This window comes from Microvirga pudoricolor (genome assembly GCF_016892705.1).
GTDB classification, from domain to species: domain Bacteria; phylum Pseudomonadota; class Alphaproteobacteria; order Rhizobiales; family Beijerinckiaceae; genus Microvirga; species Microvirga pudoricolor.
This window is the reverse complement of sequence record NZ_JAFEMB010000004.1, coordinates 163,634-186,432: the sequence shown is the minus strand read 5'-3', so window position 1 is coordinate 186,432 and position 22,799 is coordinate 163,634. Positions and strand designations below refer to the sequence as shown.

Genomic DNA, 22,799 nt, shown 5'->3' with positions numbered 1-22,799 from the left:
ATCATGCCTCCAGTGACGACGCCATGATGCGAACGGCAGAGTACTCGGCCATCGCGACCCTGCGTGACGGGCGCACAGCCGAGATCCGCGCCCTCCGGCCCGAGGACCGGGCCGGCCTTCTTGCCGCCGTCGGCCGGACCAGCGACCGGTCCCTCTACCGGCGCTTCTTCGGCTTCAAGCGAGCTTTCACGGACCGGGAGATCGAGTTCTATCTCGATGTCGACTTCGAAGCTCATGTCGCCCTGGTGGCCTTGCTAGAGGAGGACAGGACGCCGCTGGTCGTCGGCGGAGCGCGTTACATCGTGGAGCGGCCGGGCCGGGCCGAGCTCGCCTTCACTGTGGACGATGCTCATCAAGGGCTCGGCATCGGCACGGCTCTGCTGCACCACTTAGCGCTGATTGCCCGCCGGGTTGGGCTTGAAGAGCTGACCGCGGATGTCTTGCCGGACAACCTTGCGATGCTGAAGGTGCTTGCGTCCAGCGGGCTCGGCATCAGAACCCGACGGGATCCGGATGCCACCCACGTCGTGCTCCAGCTTGCGTGAAGGACCGGCAGCAAAGCCGCAAGCCCCGATCTCATGGACCCTGCTCCATACATCCATATAGTCACACATGCTTTACGGATTGGGGTCACCCTGCAAAGTGCGCCGATTGGCCCGGCCTGTCGCCTGGGCTCTGGGTAACGGAGACGCCGATCCGGGAACAGGATCCGTGCGGCCGTTACCTCTTATCGACGGGCTCAGCCGACCTCGTGCAGAGACTCATCAGCTTGTCGACCTCGGAATTGTAGTCGTGCATGGTCTCTTCCATCCATCGGGATTGGATGGCGGTCACATCCGCCAGACTTCTACATCCCAGGATCTCGCGGGTCGTATCGGCGTCCTTCTCAAGGCGCATGGACACGAAGCCCATCATCTCTCGTTGGTATTCCGAAGCCGTGGCGAACCACGTTTCCAAGGCTTGCGCCACGGCCTGGGCCTTGTCGGATCGTGCCGACAGGGCGCCGCTTTGAACGCGATTCAACGTGACAGATGCTTGTGGCCTGGCGACCATGATGACTCCTCCTCATGGAAGACGTATGGCAAACTCCCGGATACCAAGCGGCGGCGGGTGCTTTCCGCCGCGCGCCATTTCTGTCAGTGCCCCCCGAGCACGAGGGTCTGGATCGGGTATAGCAAAGCCTGGATCCGCAGGATCATGGCATGAACGAGCCCGACGGCATCCACCGCATGGAGCACCACCCCCCGCACCATACCGGTCTCTGGTGCGATGATTTCGTCATGATGGCTGGTATAAGCATTGACAATGCAGCTGCTGCCCGGAGTAACGGCGTCGAACCCTCCCTCATAGAGAGGCTCCAGGAAGGCCAGAACGGTCCCTGGCCGCGTCACCTGCTGCGCATCGAGCAACTGCTCGCCGCTGCGGATCTGGCCGGCGGCGATATAGTCCTGCACCCCGGTGACCACCATCGGAATGATCGTCCAGGGCTTTGACGCACAGGTCGCCTCAGCCACCATCCCGACCTTCAACACCTGGGCCTCGACCTGCCCGAAGCCGGCCTGCAGGCGTCCACGCCCTGCGCCCTCCGGGATCAGGACGCCGGCCGGACGCATCAGCGGATTGACGATGTCTCCCACCCGCAGCGTGAACTGCTCGACCCGTCCACCGACACCAGCCCGGACGAGGGTCTTTGCCAGATCCACTTCTGCTTGGGCCAGTTCAGCCTCGGCGCTGGCCTTCTGGGCGGGGAGAAGGGCTGAGAGCTGCGCTTCGGCCTGCTGCTTGGCGGCGATGGCGGCATCGATAGTGCCCTGGCGCCCTTGCACGGCGACCTGGAGCTTCTCGATGTCGCGGGTGGCAACCGCGCCGGGATTGCGGCGGTAGATCTCACGCTTGGTTTCCAGTTCGTCCACCGCCTGCTGGAAGTTGCTGCGAGCTTCGATAATCTTGCCTTCGGCCGCCTGGATCTCCGTTTTCGTGACCACGAGCGCTGCTTCGACTTCTGCGATCTTGCGGCGTGCGGTCTCGGCGGCTGCTTCTTGCTTGGAGCTATCGAGCCGGAAAAGAGGCGCACCTTGCTTGACATCCCCGCTCACGCCATCGACGTAGATCTCAGCGACGCGGCCGTTGGTTTCGGGCAAGACCGGGATGGTACGAAAGTATGCGGTGGCGTTTGTTGTCGCCGGGTGATTGTAAAACACCACTGTGATCAAGCCCACAGTAAGCATCAGGCATGACACGATACCCCAACGCAGCTCGAACCAGACCGAATAGAGCGTGATTTCTTGACCGAGCCGCTTGCCCTGGCGGTAGCGGCGGTAGAGGTAATCCGGCAGGATCGTCAGAAGAGAGCAGAGAAGCAGCTCAAGCATGGGTCCGCTCCTTCACTGTGCGCGCCAAGGTGAGGGTCTTCGGTACCTCGACCGCCTCCTCCCTCGCCTCTTCGGGCGGCAAGGTGGCAACACCGATCTCGTCCGGAGCCCTTCCGGCGCCCTCACCCGGCGGAAGGCCGGCGATCTTCTCCAGCGACCCGGCGATCCGGCGCAGCGGATTGCCGAAGTCGGGAATATCGATCAGGGCGAGAAGCAACCCGGCGACCCAGAACAGGTGCACATGCGTGAACAGCGCCAGCAAGCCTAGAATCGCGACAATTTCGAACTGCAGCTTGTGACCCCGGTGCGCGATCCGTTCCGGCAGAGTGTGCAGCCGCAGGAACAGCAGTCCGACTGCCAGCACTGCGACCAGAAGAAAAACGGCCACGATCACCATCAGGACATCCGTCCCGCCAGGCGCAGTGACGAAGACCGGCAGGTGCTCAGGGGCAGCTGGGTTCGATGATGCGGTCATGCCAATTCTCCAACTCCAGCACCTCGAACATGCCTTGGAATCAATCTCGCCCCCTGCGCTTCCACCCGGGCGGCGCGATCCGACAGGTGAGCTGGCGGCGCGAGAACGTCATGCCGATCTGCTGAGACGGGATGGATGGGCATAGACAAGTTCCTTTACGCTTGGATCCCTCAAGCCACGATGCTCAACCCGCCATCGACATAGGTGGTCGTTCCCGTGAGCCGCCGCGCGAACGGCGTCGTGAGAAAGGCGGCCGTGAGGCCGACATCGTCGATGTCGACAAGCTCACCGATGGGCGAGCGCTCGATCGCGTCCGACAGCAGGACGTCGAAGTCCTTGAGGCCGGATGCCGCCCGTGTCTTCAACGGGCCGGGCGATACAGCGTGCACGCGGATGTGCCTGTCGCCAAGCTCGTACGCCAGGTAGCGGACAGCGCTCTCCAGTGCCGCCTTCACCGGTCCCATCAGGTTGTAATTCGGAACGACCTTGCTGGCACCGTGGTAGGTCGTCGCCAGAAGCGTTCCACCGTCATGCATGAGAGGCTCGGCGAGCCGAGCCATACGGATGAACGAGTGACAGGAGATGTCCATTGCCTCCTTGAATCCCGCAGCCGAACTGTCGACGAGCCGACCCTGCAAGTCCACTTTCGGCGCGAATGCGATAGAGTGGAGCGCGATGTCGAGCCCGCCCCATGTCTCTCGGATTTGCCGGAACACGGCTTCGAGTTCGCCATCGTGGCCCACGTCACAGGGCGCGACGATTGCCGCACCGAGATCCTTGGCGAGTGGCTCCACATGCGGACGAGCTTTCTCGTTGAGATAGGTAACGGCAAGGTCGGCTCCGAGCTGACGGAAGATGCGGGCGCAGCCATAGGCAATCGAACTCTCGTTGGCGATGCCGATGACGAGAGCCCGCTGGCCGCGAAGGATCTTCGACTGAACGGTAATCCCTTCCAGTCTGGTCGGCTGCTCGTTCATGGGTTCGCCCTCGTGCGTTGGGAGGGGACGAAGCGGCGCGCGGGGCGTCGCCTGACCCGTGCTTCCGAACGGACTTCCGGTGGAACAGCCGCCAGCAGCGAGGCGACCGTCCGGTCCGACCCTTTGGCATCGGCGCTGTCCTCGGCAAGAAGTCGCCGGATCTCGCCCAGCAGCGTCATCTGCTTTTCGTTGGCCTCGATGCGTCCCTCGATCCGGTCAAGCAGATCGAGCAAATTGTTTCGGTCGCCGGGAGACGGGAGGAGATCGGTGAGTGTGGCAAGAGCCTTCGCCGGCTCGAAGTCAACGATGTAGGATTGCTCCCGGATGACCCGCCTGGCGGCTTCCACGGGGATTTCCAGAAGCCCAACCTCCTTGCCGACGAGGTCGCGTGCCCGTTTCAGCGTCGAAAGCCTTCGCCGCCCTGTGCCGGCTTTCATCAACAGCAGGGCTACCCTAACCATGGCCGTCGTCCGGTCCCCATCCTTGACATGCGCCAGCGCTTCCTTGACCGCCGGAGCCATGCGTTCGTCGCCAGGCTTCTTTATCACGTCTTCTTTGTAATTCTCGGCCATGCCAATACTGACTGGGCCATAGGTGCGAAAGAACATATTCTCCACGGTTGCATCGCGCAGGTCGCGATAAAGATCCCATGAGGCAGAGGTTACGTCGGCTGACCATCGCTCCATTCTAGCTGTTGGGCCGTCTGTTCCGTGCGGCAGTCGGTTTGCCCTCACCATATCGGCCAGACCCTTGAGCGGCAGCAGGAAGGGGTTGAGATCTGATATCGCCCAGCGCTGTACGCGCTGAGGATTGAAGGCGCGGGCCAGACCGGCCATGGCCGGCGTGACAGTCGGCACCAAGAATGGACGCACGAAAGTTTCATAGGCGGCGGCGAGCGCCTCGGAGGTTTTCTCCACCGCCCTAAACGGCATCTCATCCTTGCGGTTATACCTCTGCAGGATCTGCAAGTCCTCGACACGTCGTTCCGTCAGCAGCACATCGTAGCGCACGCCGCCAGGCATCTCCACTTCCTCGACCTGCATACCATAGAGGCCAGGGGGCAGATGCTCGATATATCCGATCAGATCGGTGATCTGTGTGTACTCGCGCTTCGCGACCGCGCCTGAGACGAAGATCCCGAGATGGCCGACGCTTTCGTGCATCAAGCCGACGATCACCTGCCCGTTCGCCTTAAGCGCCTCGGTGGTGGGATAGAGATCGGCTACCCAGTTGAAGGCCTGCTGCGGTGGAGTAATGTTGTCGCCAAGCGATGCGAACACGACAACGGGAGACTTGATGGCACGTAGATCGAACGCACGCCCTTCCGACCACTCTGCGTTGCCGTCAGCCAAGTTGTTGCCGACAAACAGATTGTCGACGATCCACTTGATCTCTTCTCGGTTCATCAGAAAGAAGCCGCCCCACCACCGCTCGAACTCCAGGAAGCGCTCCGGCTCGGTGTCGATCTTCGAAAAAAGCTTATAGTACTTATTGAAATAAGTGTTGGCCGGGTTGAGATACTCGAAGTTCTCAACGAGATAGGCCCCGTCGAACAGACCGGCGCCCAGATCACTGGCGAGGAGCGCAGGCCAAGTGCCGCCGAGCATGCCGCCCGCATATCGCATTGGGTTCTCGCCATCATTCCCGGCCCAGTAGGACATGGGCGCCCCATTGATGACGATGGGTCCCATAAGATCGGGCTCCATCGCGCCAACAAGCATCGAGGCCCATCCGCCCTGGCAGTTTCCGAATAGGACGGGCTTGCGAGCATTCGCATGGCGGACTCCGACGATGCGAAGGAACTCGGCCTCGGCACGCGACACGTCGGCAAGCGTTTGCCCTGGCATTGGCTCGGGGAAGAAGACTACGCAATAGACTGGATGACCAGCCCTGAGCGCAACGCCTACCTGAGATTCTTGCTTGAATCCGCCGATACCCGGTCCATGTCCGGCCCTTGGATCGATGATGACAAAGGCACGGAGCTGAGGATCAATCTTTATCCCATCGGGCGGTAGAATTCTTACGAGGGCATAATTCACCGGCCGCTCGAATGTACGTGCGTCCGCAATCAACTCCCAATCGAAGTCCAGCAACGGCGGCTTGCCGGCGCGCTCATGGTCGATCCAATTGTTGCCGCGCTGGCGCAGCGTATCCCAGAACAGGATCGAGCGCTGCGTGAAGTCGAGCCAGTAAGCGCCGGCATCATACCAGAGATCCAGCGGTGACGCCGAGAGGAACCCATCGTCTCGCACCGCCTCACCTGCGGTCGTCACAGCCTCGAGATACCGCTGCGCCGCCTTGGTATGACGCTCCTGATAAATCTCCGTAACCTTCGCCTGAGACTGCGCCAGCCGGCCCAGCTTCGTCGCTGGGCTATCGTTGTTCGTTGTGATCTTCGATTTGTTCTGGGGCATGGGGATCGTCCGAACCGGGGTCTATCGCTTGGACTCGCCCCATCTGAGAAAGAACCCGACGTCACCTGGCATGCCACCTGGCCATTCGATGATCATCGCGTTCAGCTTGAACCCGGCGTCTCTAAGCTGATCTCGCCACAGTTCGTAGGCTTGGCGTGGGCGTCCTGTCAGTGTCTCAGGCCATGCAGGATCGGAGTTGTTGATCGCGCGGCCATGGTCGGAACACAATGCATTGGGAAACCGCATGACCATCAGTTCCGTTTGACCTCGCTCGGCTGCCGACTTCAGCTTCGCCTTCAGCGGCTGGAGGATCTCCTTCAGGCGCTCTTGCGTCAGGTTGATGGGCTCAGCCATCCGCTTGATCAGCTCATGCCGCGCCTTTTCGGCCCGATCCATGCCTTCCAGCGACTTGGACGCCTTCGCCATGAGCATCTCTGTCATGTAGTTGCGCAGGTCGGCGGCCGACATGAAGGTTTCGTCCGCAAGTTCCTGCTGAGCCATTTCGCCAGGCCTGGTCTTCAGCGTTTCCATGATAACAACCTCCCTGTTCAGGACGCGATTCTAGAGGGCATGGTGCTAAGTACGCTGCGCGTTTGCCGTGCAATCACGAGCTCTTCATTCGTAGGGATGACCCAAGCCTTAGGTCCTTTGCCGGATGAGATCAGCGGACCTCCGGTACGGTTAGCAACGTCATCGAGTGTGAAACCGGCCCAGGCAAGACCCTCGATGACCTCAGCACGCGTGGCCCCATCGTTTTCGCCGATTCCTCCAGTGAAGACGATCCCCTCGATGCCACCTAGGGCCGCGACGAGTGAACCGATCTCACGCACGATGCGGTAAACGAACATTTCGATAGCGCGCTTGGCATTGGTGTCCACAGCCTCTCTCGCCCGCAGCGTGCGCATGTCGTTTGAGATGCCTGATACACCCAGAAGGCCAGACTTGGTGTAAAGCAACCGCTCGGCCTCGCCGGGCGACAGGCTCATCTCCCGGAGCATGTAGAAAACGACACCGGCGTCGACCGTGCCGCAGCGCGTGCCCATCGGAAGCCCATCGAGAGCGGAAAACCCCATTGTCGTTGCGATGCTCACACCGCCCTTGAGGGCGCATAGGCTCGCTCCATTGCCGAGATGAGCCACGACCACCCGTCGTTCGGCGACGTGTTGATCGTATCCTTCGAGCACGGACGAGATGTAGTCGTAGGAAAGACCGTGAAAACCGTAGCGCCGCACGCCCCGTTCGCGCATTTCTCGCGGTAGAGCGTACAAAGTGGCGATATCAGATTGGCTTTGGTGGAAGGCCGTGTCGAAACAGGCAACTTGCGGCATCTCCGGCAGGCGTCGGCGCACGATCCGGATCGGCTCGAGGTTGTGGGGCTGATGCAGCGGCGCAAGCGGCACCAAGACCTCAAGCCGCTGGAGGACGGACTCGTCAACAATCGCCGGAGCCGAGAAGATCTCGCCGCCATGGACGACTCGGTGCCCAATCGCCACGGGTTGGCGCTCCTCGCGAAACTGACTCAGCCACGCAACGAGGTGCGTCAGCGCCTCCTCATGACTGGTTGGCCTGCCTTCGTCCCATATCTCATCTCTAAGCACGATCCCGCCTGCATCCTTGACGACGAAGTGCGCGTTTCCACCCAGACCTTCGTAGAGGCCTTTCCAGACGAGCTGCGGCTCCGCACCATCGAGCACATCGAAAACCTGAAACTTGAGGCTTGATGATCCAGCGTTGAGGACGATCAGGACAGGCACCATGACTTAAAATCCCAGAACCGCTAGACGCGCCCGCGCGGCGTCGGCGACGAGCGAAGCCACGGCGCAGGACGCAAGCCGCGTGATCGTCGCGTCGGCCCGACTGGTGAGGATGATCGGCACACGTGCACCGAGCACGATGCCGGCCGCATCCGCATCGGCCAGGAAGGTCAGACTTTTGGCGAGCATATTGCCAGCCTCGAGGTCGGGGACGACCAGCACATTCGCCTGTCCGGCCACGGGCGACTGAATCTTCTTGATCGCGGCGGCGCCAAGATCGATGGCGTTGTCGAGCGCCAGCGGACCGTCGAGAATTCCACCCGTGATCTGCCCGCGATCGGCCATCTTGCACAAGGCCGCAGCCTCGATGGTGGACGGCACCTTTGGGTTGACGGTTTCCATCGCCGACAGAATCGCGACCCGTACCGGATCCACGCGCAGCGCATGCGCGAGGTCTATGGCGTTCTGGACGATGTGGACCTTATCTTCCAGGGTTGGCGCGATATTCACTGCCGCATCGGTGATGATGAGCGCGGTCTCGTGGCCCGGCACGTCCATGACGAAGCAGTGGCTCACCCGGCGGGCCGTGCGAAGCCCGCCTTCACGGCGGACCACGGCACCCATCATCTCGTCCGTGTGAAGACTGCCCTTCATCAAGGCTCCGGCTTCTCCGGCCTTTACGAGTTCCACAGCCTTATTGGCCGAGTCATGACTATGCGCGGCTTCGACGTACTGGCCCACTGGCAGATCCTTAGCCAGCGCAGCAGCAGCCGCTTGCATCTTGTCGGGTGGCCCTACGAGGATCGGTTCGATCAGTCCTAGCTGTGCCGCCTCGAATACCGCGCTCATCGATGCCGGGTCGCAGGGATGCACCACCGCCACCTTCAATTTCTGAAGCGACTGGGCTGTTGCAATGAGACGATCGTACTTGTCGTGTTGCCGAAGCCTGGGTTGTGACGCACTCGGGGTCGAGATCGCAACCGTCATGATCGCCTCCACGCTGCGCCCGACGGGCAGTCATGAACCATCAAGACACTGCCGGATCAGCCTATCGTCTGCGAGATCGCCTCCCGCGCCTTGCGTTGTGGCTGCCCGCCCTGTTTGCAGTCGTGAGTATGACTGTCCTGGGATCCAGCGCTTGACCCATTGAGCCAACGTTTTGACAGTTTAGGACTGTGGTGCGGAAACAGGCGAGAGTTTGGACTGCTCATATAGGGGTCTGAGACGAGACTAGGCCGCCGCGAATCTGAGCGGTCTCTAAGCCTGATTCAGGATCTATTTTCATTCGCGTCCTGAATGTCCGTGTGCTGGAATGGCACGCACGCCAAGCCGACGGAGCCTGACCTGACCACCGGCGAAAGGCTCGCGTGAAGGCGCTGGGCTCGGAATACTTGAGAGCTGCAGCAATCTGACTAAGCGCCATGTCGGTGTTCTGCAGCAACTGGCAAGCAATCTCGTAGCGGATCTGGTTGGCGACCTGTCGGAAGGCTAGCCCTTCTGTGCGCAGATGCCGGCTCATCGTACGGCGATGCATCGAGAACAATCTGGCAACCTTAGCGGCTGAACAAGTGCTCTTGAGCAATTCCGTCCGAAGCAGGCGGCGCAGATCCTCCGTGAACGGGCCGGATCCTGACGCCGGCTTGCTGAACCTTTGGGTGGATGGCGTGCCCATTGCTCCCCCCTTTCCGACAGGCCTCCCGCTGCCAAACCGCGCGCATCCTATCTGCTTCAAACGTGATTGCTTGTCCGCTTGGGACTTTCTTTTGACAGTTGAGGATACTGAGCCGCCCACACGACTCGGCGCCTTGCGAGGATCGAGTTAAGCTGGAATGGGCATCGTTTCTCCGGAGCAGGGTCAGTCAGCCCAGGCGGTCGTCGCCCGCCTACAGAACGCCGTCATTTGATCGGACGGGACAGTCACTTGGCTGTTTGATCATCCTTCGATTCAGTTCGGATGGCCAGCGTAGCGCCAGGCGGTCGGGGTCTGGCCGGACCAACGACGGAAGGCGCGGGTGAAAGCACTGGCCTCGGAGTAGCCCAGAGCGGCAGCAATTTGTCCAAGCGGCACCTCGGTGTCCTGCAGGAGCTGACGGGCGATTTCGAAGCGCATTTCGTTCGTGATTGCCCGGTATCCCATGCCGCTGCCTTTCAAACGACGGCTCAAAGTACGCCGGTGCATGGCAAGCAGGTCGGCGATCTCGTCAGCCGAGCAGTGCTGGCTTGTCAGCCGGGACCGCAGTAGCCGCCGGATGTCGTCTGACAGGACGGAGCCTTGAGTGCGCTTCATCTGCTGGATCCGCTCTTCCAGGAGACCTCGCACGAACGGGTCGGCGCCGGCCACCCGGCAGTTCAGGTCGCTGGCCGGGAAGACGATGGAAGCCGTCTCTTGGTTGAACCGAACGGGGGCCCGAAAGTGCCGCCGGTAAGGCTCCTTGTCTGCCGGTGCAACTCGGGGCAGAAGCACCTCGATCGGATTCCACTCGGAACCGCACAAGGCACGCAAGGCGTTAACCGTCACGGCGATGGACCCATCGGAGATCTGATCCGCGCTTTCGGCCTTCGGTTGATAGACCAAGAAGGAAAACAGAACGGTCTCGCCCAGAGTCGTCAGGGACGGGACGGCTCCCCGGTTTTGGATGCTGAGATTGGACACGAGCGCCCGCATGGCATCGCCCACGGTATCCGAATGCTGCATTAGCCGCCCGACCATGCCCAGCGACAGGATCGTGGCGCGCTGACCAACCAACAACCCGAAGTGCTGGCAATGGGTGCGGGCTACGCATAGGGTGAGCAATCGGCCCAGGGACGCATGCGGGATGACGTTCGCACCATCATCGAACAAACTCGGGTCGAGCCCTGCCTCGCTGATGACCGGATCTGGGTCGATACCGAAGTCACATAAGGTCGGGGCGATCTCCTTGGCGACCCCTAGATGAATGTGTCCCGGCGGTAGCATCCGACCGGGGCCCGCCGGAATGGTCGGCTGGGTTGGAATGGAGTTCTCTCGACCGACATTTGTGGACAATGGCACGATACTATTGATCGTCGTCATGGCCGCCTCGCCAATGCCTGAGCCGTTCAGCACGACCTCACGGTATGATACGGCAGCACCGTGAGGGTCGCACGCGTCATCGACAAACAATATATATCAGTTCCTGCGCAGCTTAACCACGGATTAGGGCTATTTCGCGGAATTGCCCCCCCGATGTCCGGTCGGGTCAAGAGTTTGTCCCAAACCGTCAAGCCCAGCCGATCACTCGGAGCAATATCGCTGGGCGCTTCCGGTACCGGGGCGTTGGATCATGGAGGGAGACGGATAAGCCTTGTTTGGTTGATCGATGGTCTCGTCGCCATCAACCTAAGCGAGATGGCCCTCGCCAACCATGTCAGCGCTTTGCTCGCCGACGTCATCGGCATGGTCAGAATCGGGCTCCTACGCCCTGGCATCGATTTCGCCGACGACGGGCACGGCCGAGCAGATCGCGCTCGCATGTCGGTCTGCTGAGACGGTGTCACCGTCAATGATTATGTATCGCAGGACACCGTCCTCTTTATTTAATTTAACGTTGTAACCTAAAGCTACACACTTGAACGGTTCGGTTGCGATAGGACCGATTGGTAGAGTCAGAAGGAGGGCGACGGTCATGAGCCGGCAAGACACCCTGAAGGCGAACAAGGCCGCGGAGGGTCACTCGCGGTCAGCGACGACGCCCATGAAGCGGAAGGAATTCGAGAGCGAGCTCGCAAGGCTGCAGGTCGAGCTCGTACGCTTGCAGACATGGGTAAAAGCGACGGACGCGCGTATCATTGTGGTGTTCGAAGGACGCGATACGGCCGGAAAGGGGGGTGTGATCAGCCGGATCACGCAACGTGTCAGCCCGAGGGTGTTCCGGCATGTCGCCCTACCGGCCCCGACCGAGCGTGAACGAAGCCAACTCTATATGCAGCGCTACATCGCTCACTTTCCAGCCGGTGGCGAGATCGTGCTGTTTGATCGCTCCTGGTACAATAGGGCCGGCGTCGAGCGGGTCATGGGATTCTGCACCGACGACGAGTATAAGCGCTTCATGCGCTTGGTACCATCATTCGAGAACGAGATCGTGGATAACGGTATCATTCTGATCAAGTACTTTCTCGACGTGAGCCAGGACGAACAGAGAGCTCGCTTCGCCGACCGGATCGACAATCCCGTCAAGCATTGGAAACTCAGTCCAATGGACACGGAATCGGTACGGCGTTGGTGGGATTACACAGAGGCTTACCAGGACATGCTGCGCGCCACCGACACCGAAGCCTGCCCATGGTACATCGTCCCGTCCGACGACAAGCGCAGGGCACGCCTCAATCTCATCGCGCACCTGCTGAGCCAAGTCCCCTACGAAAAGGTGAAACTCAAACTGCCCAGCGTGCCGAAGGCAGAAGGCCGTCCCAAGGGCGTCGAGGCCGGTTTGCCATCGAAGCACATCGTTCCGGAACGTTACTAAACCCTGCAGCTCAGCACTCAGGGTGAGGTGGACAGATCAGGCCAGGAAAAGAACTCTCCGCTGCGCTTGAGAGCGTTCTGTCCTAAAAAATCAAAGGTATGTCTCCTTCGATCAAGCATACCACCTCACCAGACTTAGGATGCCATCAAAAGCAGCCTATACTGCTTTGCACTACAATAAACGTGGAGGTGTCTCAAACCGAAATCACCTCCGATGCTTGCGCAGGAGGACACGCCCATGCCCCGCTCCAGCGACGACGATGCACTGTTCCCGGCATCACTTGAGCCGATGAGCGTTCCACCGGGCGTCGACCGTCGAGCGTTTCTCATACGGAACGCCGCTATTGGTGCGGCAGCCGTCATGACGGGCACGACTTGGGGCCCTGACGCCCGGGCGCAGCAGGCTGCGACAGAGGCCACCACGCAGAAATCCAAGAGGGGTGCAGCAGACAGTGACCCCGGACTCAAGATGGGCTCGACCCTGTCCCCGGATCTCGACGTCGTCAAGGCGTCCAGAGGGCCCGTGATGACTGTGGTGGACGAGTTCTACAAGGTCGGGCCCGGTCCATCCAGTTCACACACCATCGGACCCATGCGCATTACCTACGATTTCTACCAACGCTGTACGAAGCTACCAGCCGATCAATTGGCGCAGGCCACCGGCCTCAAGGTTCACCTCTTCGGCAGCCTCAGCGCGACAGGAAAAGGTCATGGCACCGAGCGCGCCGCCTTGGCCGGTCTTGTGGGTAAGGAGCCGGCCACCGTAGACCCGCGCTTCCTCGATGAGATGATCGCGACGCCGCAGCAAACCTACCCGGTACAGCTCGGAAACAAGACATTCAACCTGTCGCTCGCCGACATCGTCTATGACGCGCCCAAGGGCGAGTTCCCTCATCCCAACACCATGACGGCTCGCCTCATGGCCGGCGACAATGTTCTCTACGAGCAGGAATACTACTCGGTCGGCGGCGGCTTCATCGAGTGGAAGGGATACGAACCGCCCAAGAAAGGGCAGCCGAAATATCCCTATTCAACGATGAAGGAGCTGCGGCAGCACGCTGAAGCGAACAATCTCTCGATTGCCGATGTCGCGATGGCAAACGAGATCGCTGTGTCCGGAAAGAGCGATGAAGAAATCAACGCATTCCTGGACAAGATCGCCAACGCGATGATTGCCACAGTAAAGACCGGCCTTTCCTATAAGGACGATGTCCTGCCTGGGCCGATCAAGCTCCACTCCAAGGCAGCCACCGTCTTTGAGCGCGCCAATGATGACAGTTATGTGAGCGACCGCGCCATTGGCTTGGTGTCCGCCTTTGCTCTAGCCGCCTCCGAGGAGAACGCCCGGGGCCACTTGGTCATCACAGCGCCGACCGGCGGCTCAGCGGGAGTGATGCCCGCAATCGTCTACGCGTTGACCCAAAGCGGCCGCGCTGTGCCGATGGACAAGATACGGCAAGGCCTTCTCGCTGGGGCGGTCGTCGGATACCTTTGCAAGCACAATGCTACTCTGGCCGCTGCCGAAGGAGGCTGCCAAGCCGAGATCGGCGTCGCCTCTGCGATGGCGGCAGCCCTGATCACGCAGGTGATGAATCAGCCCCCACGCACGATCGAGAACGCAGCCGAGTCGGCCCTGGAGCATCACCTGGGCATGACCTGTGATCCCGTGGCAGGCTATGTGCAGGTACCGTGCATCGAGCGCTGCGCTTTCGGGGCAGTGAAAGCTTGGACAGCCGCCATGATTGCGACCAACGAGATCGCCAGCAGGCATCGGGTAGACCTCGACACCACGATCAAGACTCTTGCCGACACCGCACGGGACATGAATCCCAAGTACAAGGAAACGAGTGAAGCCGGACTCGCTCAGAACCTAGTGCTCTGCTGATCTACCTGACACCCCACGTGAGTGACCGGAGATACGTTTACTGAAGACACGATCAGCGTTGCGGGAGGAGGTTGTTATGCCGGATGGAGCCATCGCTGCGAAAAGATCTGCAGATGAGCCTGAGCAACAGGCAGGAAAGCGGCAGGCGAAGCACCATCAGGCAGGAACAAACTCTACGACCGGCGCCATACCTTCGCTGGACGCATGGACCGGATTCGTCCCTGGACGTTGGCAGAACACCGTCGATGTCCGCGACTTCATCCAGCGGAATGTCACGTCTTACGAGGGTGACGAGGGGTTTTTGTCCGGTCCCAGCGAGCGGACGAAAGCCGTTTGGGCGAAGCTACAGCCCTATTTCCAGGAAGAAATCCGCAAGGGTGTCCTCGATGTCGATGCTAAGACGCCCTCCTCCTTGACCTCGCACGCGCCCGGCTACATCGACCGTGAGAACGAGGTCATTGTCGGACTGCAGACCGACGCGCCGTTCCGGCGTGCGATCATGCCATATGGCGGATTGCGCATGGTCGAGGCAGGCGTCAAGGCGGCGGGGTTCGAACCGGACCCTGCCGTGCATGAAGTCTTCACCAAATACCGTAAGACGCACAACGATGGGGTCTTCGACGCTTATACGCCCGAAATCATGGCGTGCCGCCGCAGCCACATCATCACAGGTTTACCTGACTCATACGGCCGCGGTCGGATTATCGGCGATTACCGCCGCGTGGCTTTGTACGGCACGGACAAATTGCTGGCAGCCAAGCGGTCCGAGCGGGCGCTGCTCGACGCCAAATGGCCAACCGACGATGTCATCCGTGAGCGCGAGGAACTAGCCGAGCAGATGCGAGCATTAACGGACTTGGCGGTGATGGCCAAGACCTATGGGCTCGACACCGAGCAGCCGGCGAGAACTGCGCGCGAGGCCGTTCAGTGGACCTACTTCGGATATCTCGGGGCCATCAAAGAGGCCAACGGGGCGGCGATGTCCATCGGACGGATCTCGTCCTTCCTAGACATTTATATCGAACGCGACATGAAAAGTGGCGCTCTGGATGAAGCGGGTGCTCAAGAACTTGTTGATCAACTCGTTCAAAAGCTTCGCATCGTCCGCTTTCTCCGTACGCCCGAATACGATGCCCTCTTCTCTGGAGATCCTTACTGGGCCACAGAATGCGTCGGCGGCATGGACCTCAACGGCCGTCCCTTGGTCACCCGGACGAGCTTCCGAATGCTGCACACGCTCACCAACCTGGGGCCTGCGCCGGAGCCCAACATGACCGTGCTCTGGTCGCGTCAATTGCCAGACGGATTCAAACGTTATTGCATCAGAGTTTCGGCTGAGACATCCTCGATCCAATATGAGAATGACGATCTCATGCGTCCATATTGGGGTGACGACTATGGCATTGCTTGTTGCGTCTCTGCCATGCGTATCGGCAACCAGATGCAGTTCTTCGGCGCGCGGGTGAACCTCGCGAAGTGCTTGCTTTATGCCATCAATGGCGGTCGAGACGAGGTCAGCGGCGAGCAGGTCGGTCCGGCAACACTGCCCGTTACGAGTGAGACCCTCGACTATGCCGACGTCACGGCGAAATTCGATAACATGATGGAGTGGCTCGCGCGAACCTACGTCCACGCCATGAACTGCATTCACTACATGCACGACAAGTACTACTACGAGCGCCTCGAGATGGCGCTCCACGACCAGCAGATCCTCCGCACGATGGCCTTTGGCATCGCCGGCCTGTCGGTAGTCGCAGACAGCCTCTCGGCTATCAGGCACGCCGAGGTGAGGCCGGTCCGCCGCGATGACGGATTGATCGTCGGGTACGAGATCAATGGCGACTTCCCGAAGTACGGCAACAACGACGATCGTGTCGATTCCATCGCGGCGGATCTGGTTTCCAGCTTTATGAAAAAAATCCGCAAGCACCAGACCTATCGCAATGCCGTTCACACTCAGTCCGTGCTGACGATCACCAGCAACGTCGTCTATGGCAAAAACACTGGCGACACGCCCGACGGCCGCAAAGCCGGCGAACCGTTCGCACCCGGCGCCAACCCGATGCATGGCCGCGATAGCCATGGATGGCTTGCCTCGTGCCTATCGGTCGCCAAGCTGCCCTATTCTGATGCTCAGGACGGAATCAGCTACACCGTGTCCGTCACGCCGAGTCTCAACCGCCTGGATCAGGGCGAGAAGATCAGTCAGGCGGTCAAAGTGCTGGACACATATTGTGGTCAGGGGGGGTTTCACATGAACCTCAACGTCCTCAACCGGGACACCCTGATCGATGCGATGGAGCATCCAGATAGGTATCCTCAACTGACAATACGGGTCTCCGGCTACGCGGTCAATTTCGTCCGACTCACGCGAGATCAGCAAATGGACGTGATCAGCCGCACGTTCCATGGTCAAGAGTGATGTCATGGCAGACGAGCCCTGGGCCCATAGTCGGTTCGACCTGCAGCAGGCACAATCCCCAGATGCACCCGACGCGGCTACGTTCAACGATCCTCGTGCCGAATTTGGCTGGATTCACTCCTATGAAACGGGATCCACCCTGGACGGGCCTGGCATCAGGATCGTCGTGTTTATGAGCGGGTGTCTGCTGCGGTGCTTGTACTGCCACAACCCCGACACTTGGCATCTGAAGGACGGCACCAAGATTTCGTTCGACCGTGCCAAAACCGCTCTTGACGCTTATGCGGCACCACTGCGTGCCCTGAACGGGGGGCTGACGATATCGGGTGGCGAACCACTCGTTCAGCTGCACTTTACCAAGCGCCTTTTCGCCGCCGCTAAGGCAATGGGGCTTCATACGGCTTTGGATACGTCAGGCTTCCTCGGTACACGAGCCGACGACGAGTATCTAAGTCAGGTCGATCTCGTTTTGCTCGACATCAAGTCTTGGGATCCGGCCACATACCGCCGCGCCGTGGGGCAGGACATTAGACCAACCATCCAGTTCGCAGAACGTCTGGCTTCCCTTGGCAAGCCCGTCTGGGTGCGCTTTGTACTCGTACCGGGACTGACCGACGATCCGGCGAATGTTGAAGGCATTGCCCATTTCGTTGCGCCCATGCGCAACGTCGAATGGGTCGAGGTCCTCCCATTCCATCAAATGGGAGCCTTCAAATGGAAGGCTATGCACCTCCACTATGAGCTGTCCGACACTCCATCCCCCTCCCCTGAACTTGTGGCGCGGGTGATCGGACAGTTTCGGGAAACCGGCTGCCGCGTAAGATAAGGGGAAGTTGATGCTCGATGTCATTCGTATGCTGCTCGAAGCCTCTCCCCTTCTGGCGCTGTTCCTTGCCATTGCCACCGGCTACGCGATAGGACAGATTTCGATCGCCGGCGTTTCCTTCGGTGCCGGAGCGGTGCTGTTCACCGGCCTGACTATCGGCGCCATCGCACCGAGGGCCGCCCCGCCAAGTTTAGTCGGTACGCTCGGCTTGGTCATGTTCGTCTACGGCGTCGGCATCCAGTATGGACCGCAATTTTTTGCAAGCCTACGCGGACCGGGGATCAAGTATATGGCTCTTGCAGCTGTAGCTGTCATCGCTTCGCTCCTGGTCGCGATGTCGCTGGCGGGCCCGCTCGGCATCTCGACGGCAACGGCGGCCGGATTGTTCGCTGGCTCTGGTACAAGCACGCCGACACTGCAGGCCGCCTTGGCGGCGGCAGACAATCAGGATCCTGCCATCGGCTACTCGGTGTCCTATCCCTTTGGCGTCGTCGGGCCGATTATCCTGATGACCTTTATGGCCGCTTGGGTCAAACCCAAATTTGCGTCGCCTCCGCAGAACGTTCGAATTGCCGAATTGACGCTCGAGTCGACATGCGAGAATCGAACGGTTGAGGAAGTCTCCGCGATCCTTCCGTCAGATCTCAAGATCGTCGCAGTCCGTCAGTACCATGTAAATGAACCCCCAGTCGCCAGTATGAGATTGCACGAAGGTGATGGACTACTGCTGGTCGGCAACCCATCGAGCATCGAGCGAGCGAAGGAGAGCATGGGACACGAAGAGCCGGGACGTATCAGCCGTGATCGTGCCGATTTCGACGTGGTGCGGGTCTATATTTCGAAAGCGACCTTTGTCGGCAAAGGTCTGCACGACATCCCCCTCCCGGACTATCCTGTTACCATATCGCACGTGCGCCGGGGTGACGTCGACATCATTGCGTCTCCTGATCTGACACTCGAATTCGGCGATCAGCTGGTAGCCGCAGTTCCTACAAGCCGAAAGATCGACATCCGGCGTCACTTCGGTGACAGCATCAAGGGCAATGCTGAACTTTCATTCGTTTCGGTCGGTGTCGGTATTGCTTTGGGCCTGCTGCTTGGCATGATCCCTGTCCCGTTGCCGGGAGGCGGCACTTTCAGTCTGGGCGTGGCGGGAGGTCCCCTCGTTATGGCGCTCGCTCTCGGCTGGCTCGGTCGCACCGGGCCATTGGGCTGGAGGATACCAGTTATCGCCAACCTGGTCCTGCGAAACCTCGGCTTGTCCGTATTCATAGGCTCGGTGGCTATTGGCGCAGGCAGCCCCTTTGTTCAGACAATCGCGACCAATGGGATTCAGATCCTTCTCGGCGGCGCGGCCGTGTTGCTTACCCTTGTGCTGATCGTGCTGGTCGCCGGACATTTGTTGCGCATTCCGTTCGATGATCTGCTCGGGGTCTGTGCAGGTTCGACCGGCAATCCCGCCATCGTCGTGGCGGCAGCACGTCTTGCGCCAACGGAACGCACGGACATCGGTTACGCAATTTGTTTCCCCAGCATGACCATCGTTAAGATCATCGCCGTTCAGGTAATGCTGAGTTGAGGCTTGTGTATGATGCTGGCCAGCAACACCGATCAAGATTTACTTATGGAAGGTTACTTGTCTATCTGGACCTGCTTGACGTCATCCGTTCGTCTGCACAGTCTTTGATGAGCATCGATGAGCCATTGTTTTGGAGTGTGCGCTATGGCGTCTGTCCGAACTCTGTTCCTGGGATGTGCCGCGTTCATGACCGGCGGCGCACAAGCTTCCGACCTTCCTGCAAAAGCCGCGTCTCCGATCGAGTATGTGCGAATTTGCTCCACCCACGGCGCCGGCTTCTTCTACGTTCCTGGGACGGAGACCTGCCTCCGAGTTGGAGGCCGTGTACGCGCGGAGTACCTTTATCTGCAACCTGTCACTCGTCTACAGGACACAATCGGCTTTAGAGCCCGCGGGCGCATTAACGTCGATGCGCGAACGGCCACGGCCTACGGTATACTGCGTGCCTATATCCGGATGGAAATAACCCGCAGCAGTGGCGCCTATACAGGGGGCGGGATTGACACCAGTCCTGAGATTTCTCAAGCCTTTATCCAGTTTGACGGGCTGACTGCCGGTCGCGCGGTGTCTTTTTTCACGAGCCCGGATCTGCCAGCTCCCAATTTTGGCGATCTGCGCTTTGATGATCCTTCAAACGCTGAAGTGACCCTCCTTGCTTACACCTATTCCTTCGGCAATGGCTTGTCAGCCACCCTATCACTGGAGGATGGGATTGAGCGCAGGGTCAACAACGAGCTGTCCTTCCCCTTGTTTGGAGCAGGGGTTACGGGCCCGGTCTTTGCACCGATCGCTTCGACCTATGCGGGGGAGCGAATGCCTGATGTTGTTGGCAATCTTCGCTACACCGGGACTTGGGGCGAGGTACAGCTAGCTGCGGCCTTGCACCAGATTCGCGACGTGGCGGTGGGTGTCACAGCGGTGGGTGGAGTGACCCTACCGGTGTTCAATCCAGTCACGGGTTTGCCTAATCCCACATTTGCGGGGACGGAGTATGGATTCGCGCTCGGTGCTCATGGCTATATGAACGTTCCAGCCCTCGGCGAGGGCGATACGTTATGGATCTCGACCGCTTATGCAAACGGAGCGATCGGATATCTGAATGCAGGTCAGGCAGGACCGATAAGTAACGGCTTTATCAGCGCCGGCCCATTGACCATGCCATTCACCGACGCCTTCGTCGAACCGTTCACGGGCGAGTTCAAGACGAACAAAGCCTATGCCATCGCAGGTGGCCTCAATCATAACTGGACACCCACAGTCCAGACGAATCTGTTTGGCTCCTGGATGCGCTTCGATGCTCCCAGGGGCGCTCAGTACGTGGTACCGGCCACAACGGCGACACTTGCCAATGGATCGGCAGGGTCGACGACAGGGATTGTTGATTTCAATGAATACCGAGTTGGCGCCAACGTGATCTGGATGCCGGTGAAGGAATTCCAGATTGGCGTGGAGGCACTCTACATCCGGGTCGATCCACGCCAGCGAGTGGCTGTTCCTTTGACAACGGCAGCTGGCGACCCAACAGGCGCCTTCCGATCAACTGGATCTGAAGACACCTGGGAGGGGCGCTTGCGTGTTCAACGGGACTTTTGAACGATAGCGACGCCACCTGCCTACGCCGCCTTCCGTTTGGAGCCAGTCTGAACGTCGCCAGCCCAAGTTGTCCGTTTCGCTCTTGATGAAAAGGTGATCGATCTTCTCCCCAGTGATGTCGCTTTCAAAACGGCAGCGAGTCCCGACATCAGCTGCGTCCATACCATTGGGTGAAGGATCGGGGAATGATGAACGTCGCCCAAACGGGAACCGTGACTCTTCGGATCATATTGAGCATGACGTCCATATTGCTTATTGTTTCTCCCTGAAAGCTTGGAAGCAGCGAACGATGGACTTGTGCTTACGTGAAGTCGCCAGTTAGCGCCCGCGTCCCAGGAAATGCGAGGATGCCATGCGGCATACGATTCTGGAATATTGTCTTACACCCCAGATAAAAGCCGCTAGAGACAGGTTTGGGAGCCAGTTCGTTGACACTTTTGAGCCGCGCACCGACAGATCATTCATAGGCTCGTAGTCCGTCAGCTTTAATTTCTGCCAGGCTCATCACCCTTCGTCCCATTTTTGGAATAAATCGAGGTTTCTAACGTTCTCAGTTCCAGGAGCGACCAGGAACAATGCCTCATGATCAACCGAGCTTTGCGATTGGCAGCCCAGAGCATCGAGAGTGAAGCTGCAATGGAAGAGATGATCCGCGTGGCGAAGGAACTGCGTGAGCAGGATCCGAACAGCGAACTTGCAAGGCTACTGGAAGAGCGAGTGGCAACGGAGATGCGGTTACGGGCCCTGGTGGCCCGGATCAAATCCAAAATGGCTTAGGCGCCTCCAGACAAAGAGACGAATATCAGACGCCTCCGGTGCCACTCTCGGGGACGGCTCCCTAGTCTTGCGCTCTAGACCAGAGCGATGGAATCGTTGGTGAAGAATTTCAAGCTTGAGAACATGACGGTCGCGAAGCATGAGGGTACCTTTACTCTCACGTTTGACGCCAATCAGATCGCAGTGTCGGCCAGAGCAAACCTTAGACAGTTGCGCCTCGCCAAGTCTGCGTTGGAACTCGTCCTCGCATCGTGCGAGCCGGAGGAGTGCGCTCCGAACCATTCTGACCATGATCAGGACGACAAGACAGGTCCTATTCTCACCGGATGGCAGCGCGCCAAGATTTAGTTCAAGTCACGGGTATGACACGGGCGGCTCACGACGCCACCCGTGTCACTGTGAAGTTGAGCCGCCTCAGCGAATGATCTGCACGACTTTGCGGCTGCTGGGTTCGACGAGAACGGGAGTGTTATTGACCACAGTGTAGCGATAGCCCTTCACCTTGTACTCGGTGGGCACGTCATAGTAGGTGACTCCAGCCTCAGGGAGAACTGAGCCGACCCGGACGTCCTCTCGGTAAGCATAAGACGGAATCTTCTGGGTGGTGACGTAAGTCCGGAACTGGGGCTGCTGCTGATCGGCGATGCCTCCGACGATCGCACCGGTTACCCCTCCGACGGCGGCTCCAACGGGTCCACCGACGATCGCGCCGCCAACAGCGCCGGTCGCGGCCCCAGCCGCAGCACCGCCGGACTGAGCGAAGCTGACAGCCGGAACAAGGGATGCAAGAAGGGCACCGGTTAGTAGGATCTTCTTCGACATCGTGAACTCCTAAATTTCGTCTGCGAGCATGTTGCCCGCAGTCAATCGAACGCGGTCAAACACATTCGGTTTCGTTGTAATCGAAATTTTATACTTCATTCATTAAGTATTCATATTCATGAACGCTTGTCTATCATCGCGAATGAGGCCATCCGACGGCGACACCGGAATCACGATAATATAACACTTCTGCAGGGTTGTTTCCTCATGCGGCGTGGGCCCATCCGGCCCGGATCGCCAGTATGCTGAGCATGCATCAACTAGGTTTGGAATAAGGACGCCTCACGATCCGTTATGAGCGAGAAGCGTCATTGCAGGATGCATCACGTGAGTATCTTTTTCCGCATCATCACAGTCGTGGTTGCATGTGGCATGCCAGTGCTCTGGATCGGACACGATCGCTCCGCACAACACCTTTTT

General features: G+C 59.5%; 21 protein-coding genes. 10 read left to right on the top strand and 11 right to left on the bottom strand.

Features of this window, described 5'->3' with window-relative positions; all coding sequences use genetic code 11:
- The first annotated feature begins 23 nt into the window (after positions 1-23).
- On the top strand, positions 24-545 hold the full coding sequence (locus ILT42_RS14780; RefSeq protein ID WP_204216387.1) for a GNAT family N-acetyltransferase: 522 nt from the start codon (positions 24-26) through the stop codon (positions 543-545).
- 175 nt (positions 546-720) lie between these two features.
- On the opposite strand, the gene ILT42_RS14775 is transcribed toward ILT42_RS14780, so the two are convergent.
- The 10 genes from ILT42_RS14775 to ILT42_RS14730 all read right to left on the bottom strand — a co-directional run bounded on the left by ILT42_RS14775 (position 721) and on the right by ILT42_RS14730 (position 11,134).
- Complete coding sequence (locus tag ILT42_RS14775) at positions 721-1,053, bottom strand: phasin family protein (protein ID WP_204216386.1); 333 nt, start codon at positions 1,051-1,053, stop codon at positions 721-723.
- 83 nt (positions 1,054-1,136) lie between these two features.
- On the bottom strand, positions 1,137-2,372 hold the full coding sequence (locus ILT42_RS14770) for an HlyD family secretion protein (protein WP_204216385.1): 1,236 nt from the start codon (positions 2,370-2,372) through the stop codon (positions 1,137-1,139).
- A complete protein-coding gene (locus tag ILT42_RS14765) occupies positions 2,365-2,847 on the bottom strand; it encodes a hypothetical protein (protein WP_204216384.1) in 483 nt (160 codons plus the stop codon). The genes ILT42_RS14770 and ILT42_RS14765 overlap by 8 nt, the downstream gene beginning before the upstream one ends.
- A 170-nt stretch (positions 2,848-3,017) precedes the next feature.
- Complete coding sequence (gene fabI, locus ILT42_RS14760) at positions 3,018-3,824, bottom strand: enoyl-ACP reductase FabI (RefSeq protein ID WP_204216383.1); 807 nt, start codon at positions 3,822-3,824, stop codon at positions 3,018-3,020.
- Positions 3,821-6,238 carry a DUF3141 domain-containing protein gene (locus ILT42_RS14755; protein WP_204216382.1) on the bottom strand — a complete coding sequence of 806 codons (2,418 nt, stop codon included), beginning with the start codon at positions 6,236-6,238 and terminating at the stop codon, positions 3,821-3,823. The genes fabI and ILT42_RS14755 overlap by 4 nt, the downstream gene beginning before the upstream one ends.
- A gap of 21 nt (positions 6,239-6,259) precedes the next feature.
- Complete coding sequence (locus tag ILT42_RS14750) at positions 6,260-6,769, bottom strand: hypothetical protein (protein WP_204216381.1); 510 nt, start codon at positions 6,767-6,769, stop codon at positions 6,260-6,262.
- Between the two features lie 17 nt (positions 6,770-6,786).
- Positions 6,787-7,995 carry an acetate/propionate family kinase gene (locus ILT42_RS14745; protein WP_204216380.1) on the bottom strand — a complete coding sequence of 403 codons (1,209 nt, stop codon included), beginning with the start codon at positions 7,993-7,995 and terminating at the stop codon, positions 6,787-6,789.
- A gap of 3 nt (positions 7,996-7,998) precedes the next feature.
- Positions 7,999-8,979, bottom strand: coding sequence for a phosphate acetyltransferase (locus ILT42_RS14740; protein ID WP_204216379.1), 981 nt, complete (start codon positions 8,977-8,979; stop codon positions 7,999-8,001).
- 220 nt (positions 8,980-9,199) lie between these two features.
- Positions 9,200-9,664 (bottom strand): helix-turn-helix domain-containing protein, encoded by a 465-nt coding sequence (locus tag ILT42_RS14735; RefSeq protein WP_204216378.1) that lies wholly within the window; start codon positions 9,662-9,664, stop codon positions 9,200-9,202.
- A 273-nt stretch (positions 9,665-9,937) separates the two neighbouring features.
- Entirely contained in the window at positions 9,938-11,134 is a 1,197-nt protein-coding gene (locus ILT42_RS14730; RefSeq protein WP_204216377.1) for an AraC family transcriptional regulator, read from the bottom strand.
- 189 nt (positions 11,135-11,323) lie between these two features.
- Between ILT42_RS14730 and ILT42_RS14725 the strand changes: the two genes are divergently transcribed.
- The 9 genes from ILT42_RS14725 to ILT42_RS14685 all read left to right on the top strand — a co-directional run bounded on the left by ILT42_RS14725 (position 11,324) and on the right by ILT42_RS14685 (position 21,905).
- Positions 11,324-11,497, top strand: a complete 174-nt coding sequence (locus ILT42_RS14725) for a hypothetical protein (protein ID WP_204216376.1) — start codon at positions 11,324-11,326, stop codon at positions 11,495-11,497.
- Between the two features lie 139 nt (positions 11,498-11,636).
- Positions 11,637-12,476 carry a polyphosphate kinase 2 gene (gene ppk2, locus ILT42_RS14720; RefSeq protein WP_456085400.1) on the top strand — a complete coding sequence of 280 codons (840 nt, stop codon included), beginning with the start codon at positions 11,637-11,639 and terminating at the stop codon, positions 12,474-12,476.
- 237 nt (positions 12,477-12,713) lie between these two features.
- The gene (locus ILT42_RS14715; protein WP_204216375.1) at positions 12,714-14,360 is read left to right on the top strand and encodes an L-serine ammonia-lyase; all 1,647 of its coding nucleotides are present in this window, start codon (positions 12,714-12,716) and stop codon (positions 14,358-14,360) included.
- 76 nt (positions 14,361-14,436) lie between these two features.
- On the top strand, positions 14,437-16,782 hold the full coding sequence (gene pflB, locus ILT42_RS14710; protein ID WP_204216374.1) for a formate C-acetyltransferase: 2,346 nt from the start codon (positions 14,437-14,439) through the stop codon (positions 16,780-16,782).
- Between the two features lie 4 nt (positions 16,783-16,786).
- Positions 16,787-17,608, top strand: a complete 822-nt coding sequence (pflA, locus tag ILT42_RS14705) for a pyruvate formate-lyase-activating protein (protein WP_204216373.1) — start codon at positions 16,787-16,789, stop codon at positions 17,606-17,608.
- Between the two features lie 10 nt (positions 17,609-17,618).
- Complete coding sequence (locus ILT42_RS14700; RefSeq protein WP_204216372.1) at positions 17,619-19,187, top strand: aspartate:alanine exchanger family transporter; 1,569 nt, start codon at positions 17,619-17,621, stop codon at positions 19,185-19,187.
- 186 nt (positions 19,188-19,373) lie between these two features.
- On the top strand, positions 19,374-20,780 hold the full coding sequence (locus tag ILT42_RS14695) for a porin (protein ID WP_204216371.1): 1,407 nt from the start codon (positions 19,374-19,376) through the stop codon (positions 20,778-20,780).
- Positions 20,781-21,362: 582 nt separating this feature from the next.
- Positions 21,363-21,557: a hypothetical protein gene (locus ILT42_RS14690; RefSeq protein ID WP_204216370.1), complete on the top strand. Its 195-nt coding sequence runs from the start codon at positions 21,363-21,365 to the stop codon at positions 21,555-21,557.
- Positions 21,558-21,656: 99 nt separating this feature from the next.
- Positions 21,657-21,905: a hypothetical protein gene (locus ILT42_RS14685; RefSeq protein WP_204216369.1), complete on the top strand. Its 249-nt coding sequence runs from the start codon at positions 21,657-21,659 to the stop codon at positions 21,903-21,905.
- Positions 21,906-21,971: 66 nt separating this feature from the next.
- Here the strand turns inward: ILT42_RS14685 and ILT42_RS14680 are convergent, their stop codons facing one another.
- A complete protein-coding gene (locus ILT42_RS14680; protein ID WP_204216368.1) occupies positions 21,972-22,379 on the bottom strand; it encodes a DUF1236 domain-containing protein in 408 nt (135 codons plus the stop codon).
- Between the last annotated feature and the right edge of the window lie 420 nt (positions 22,380-22,799).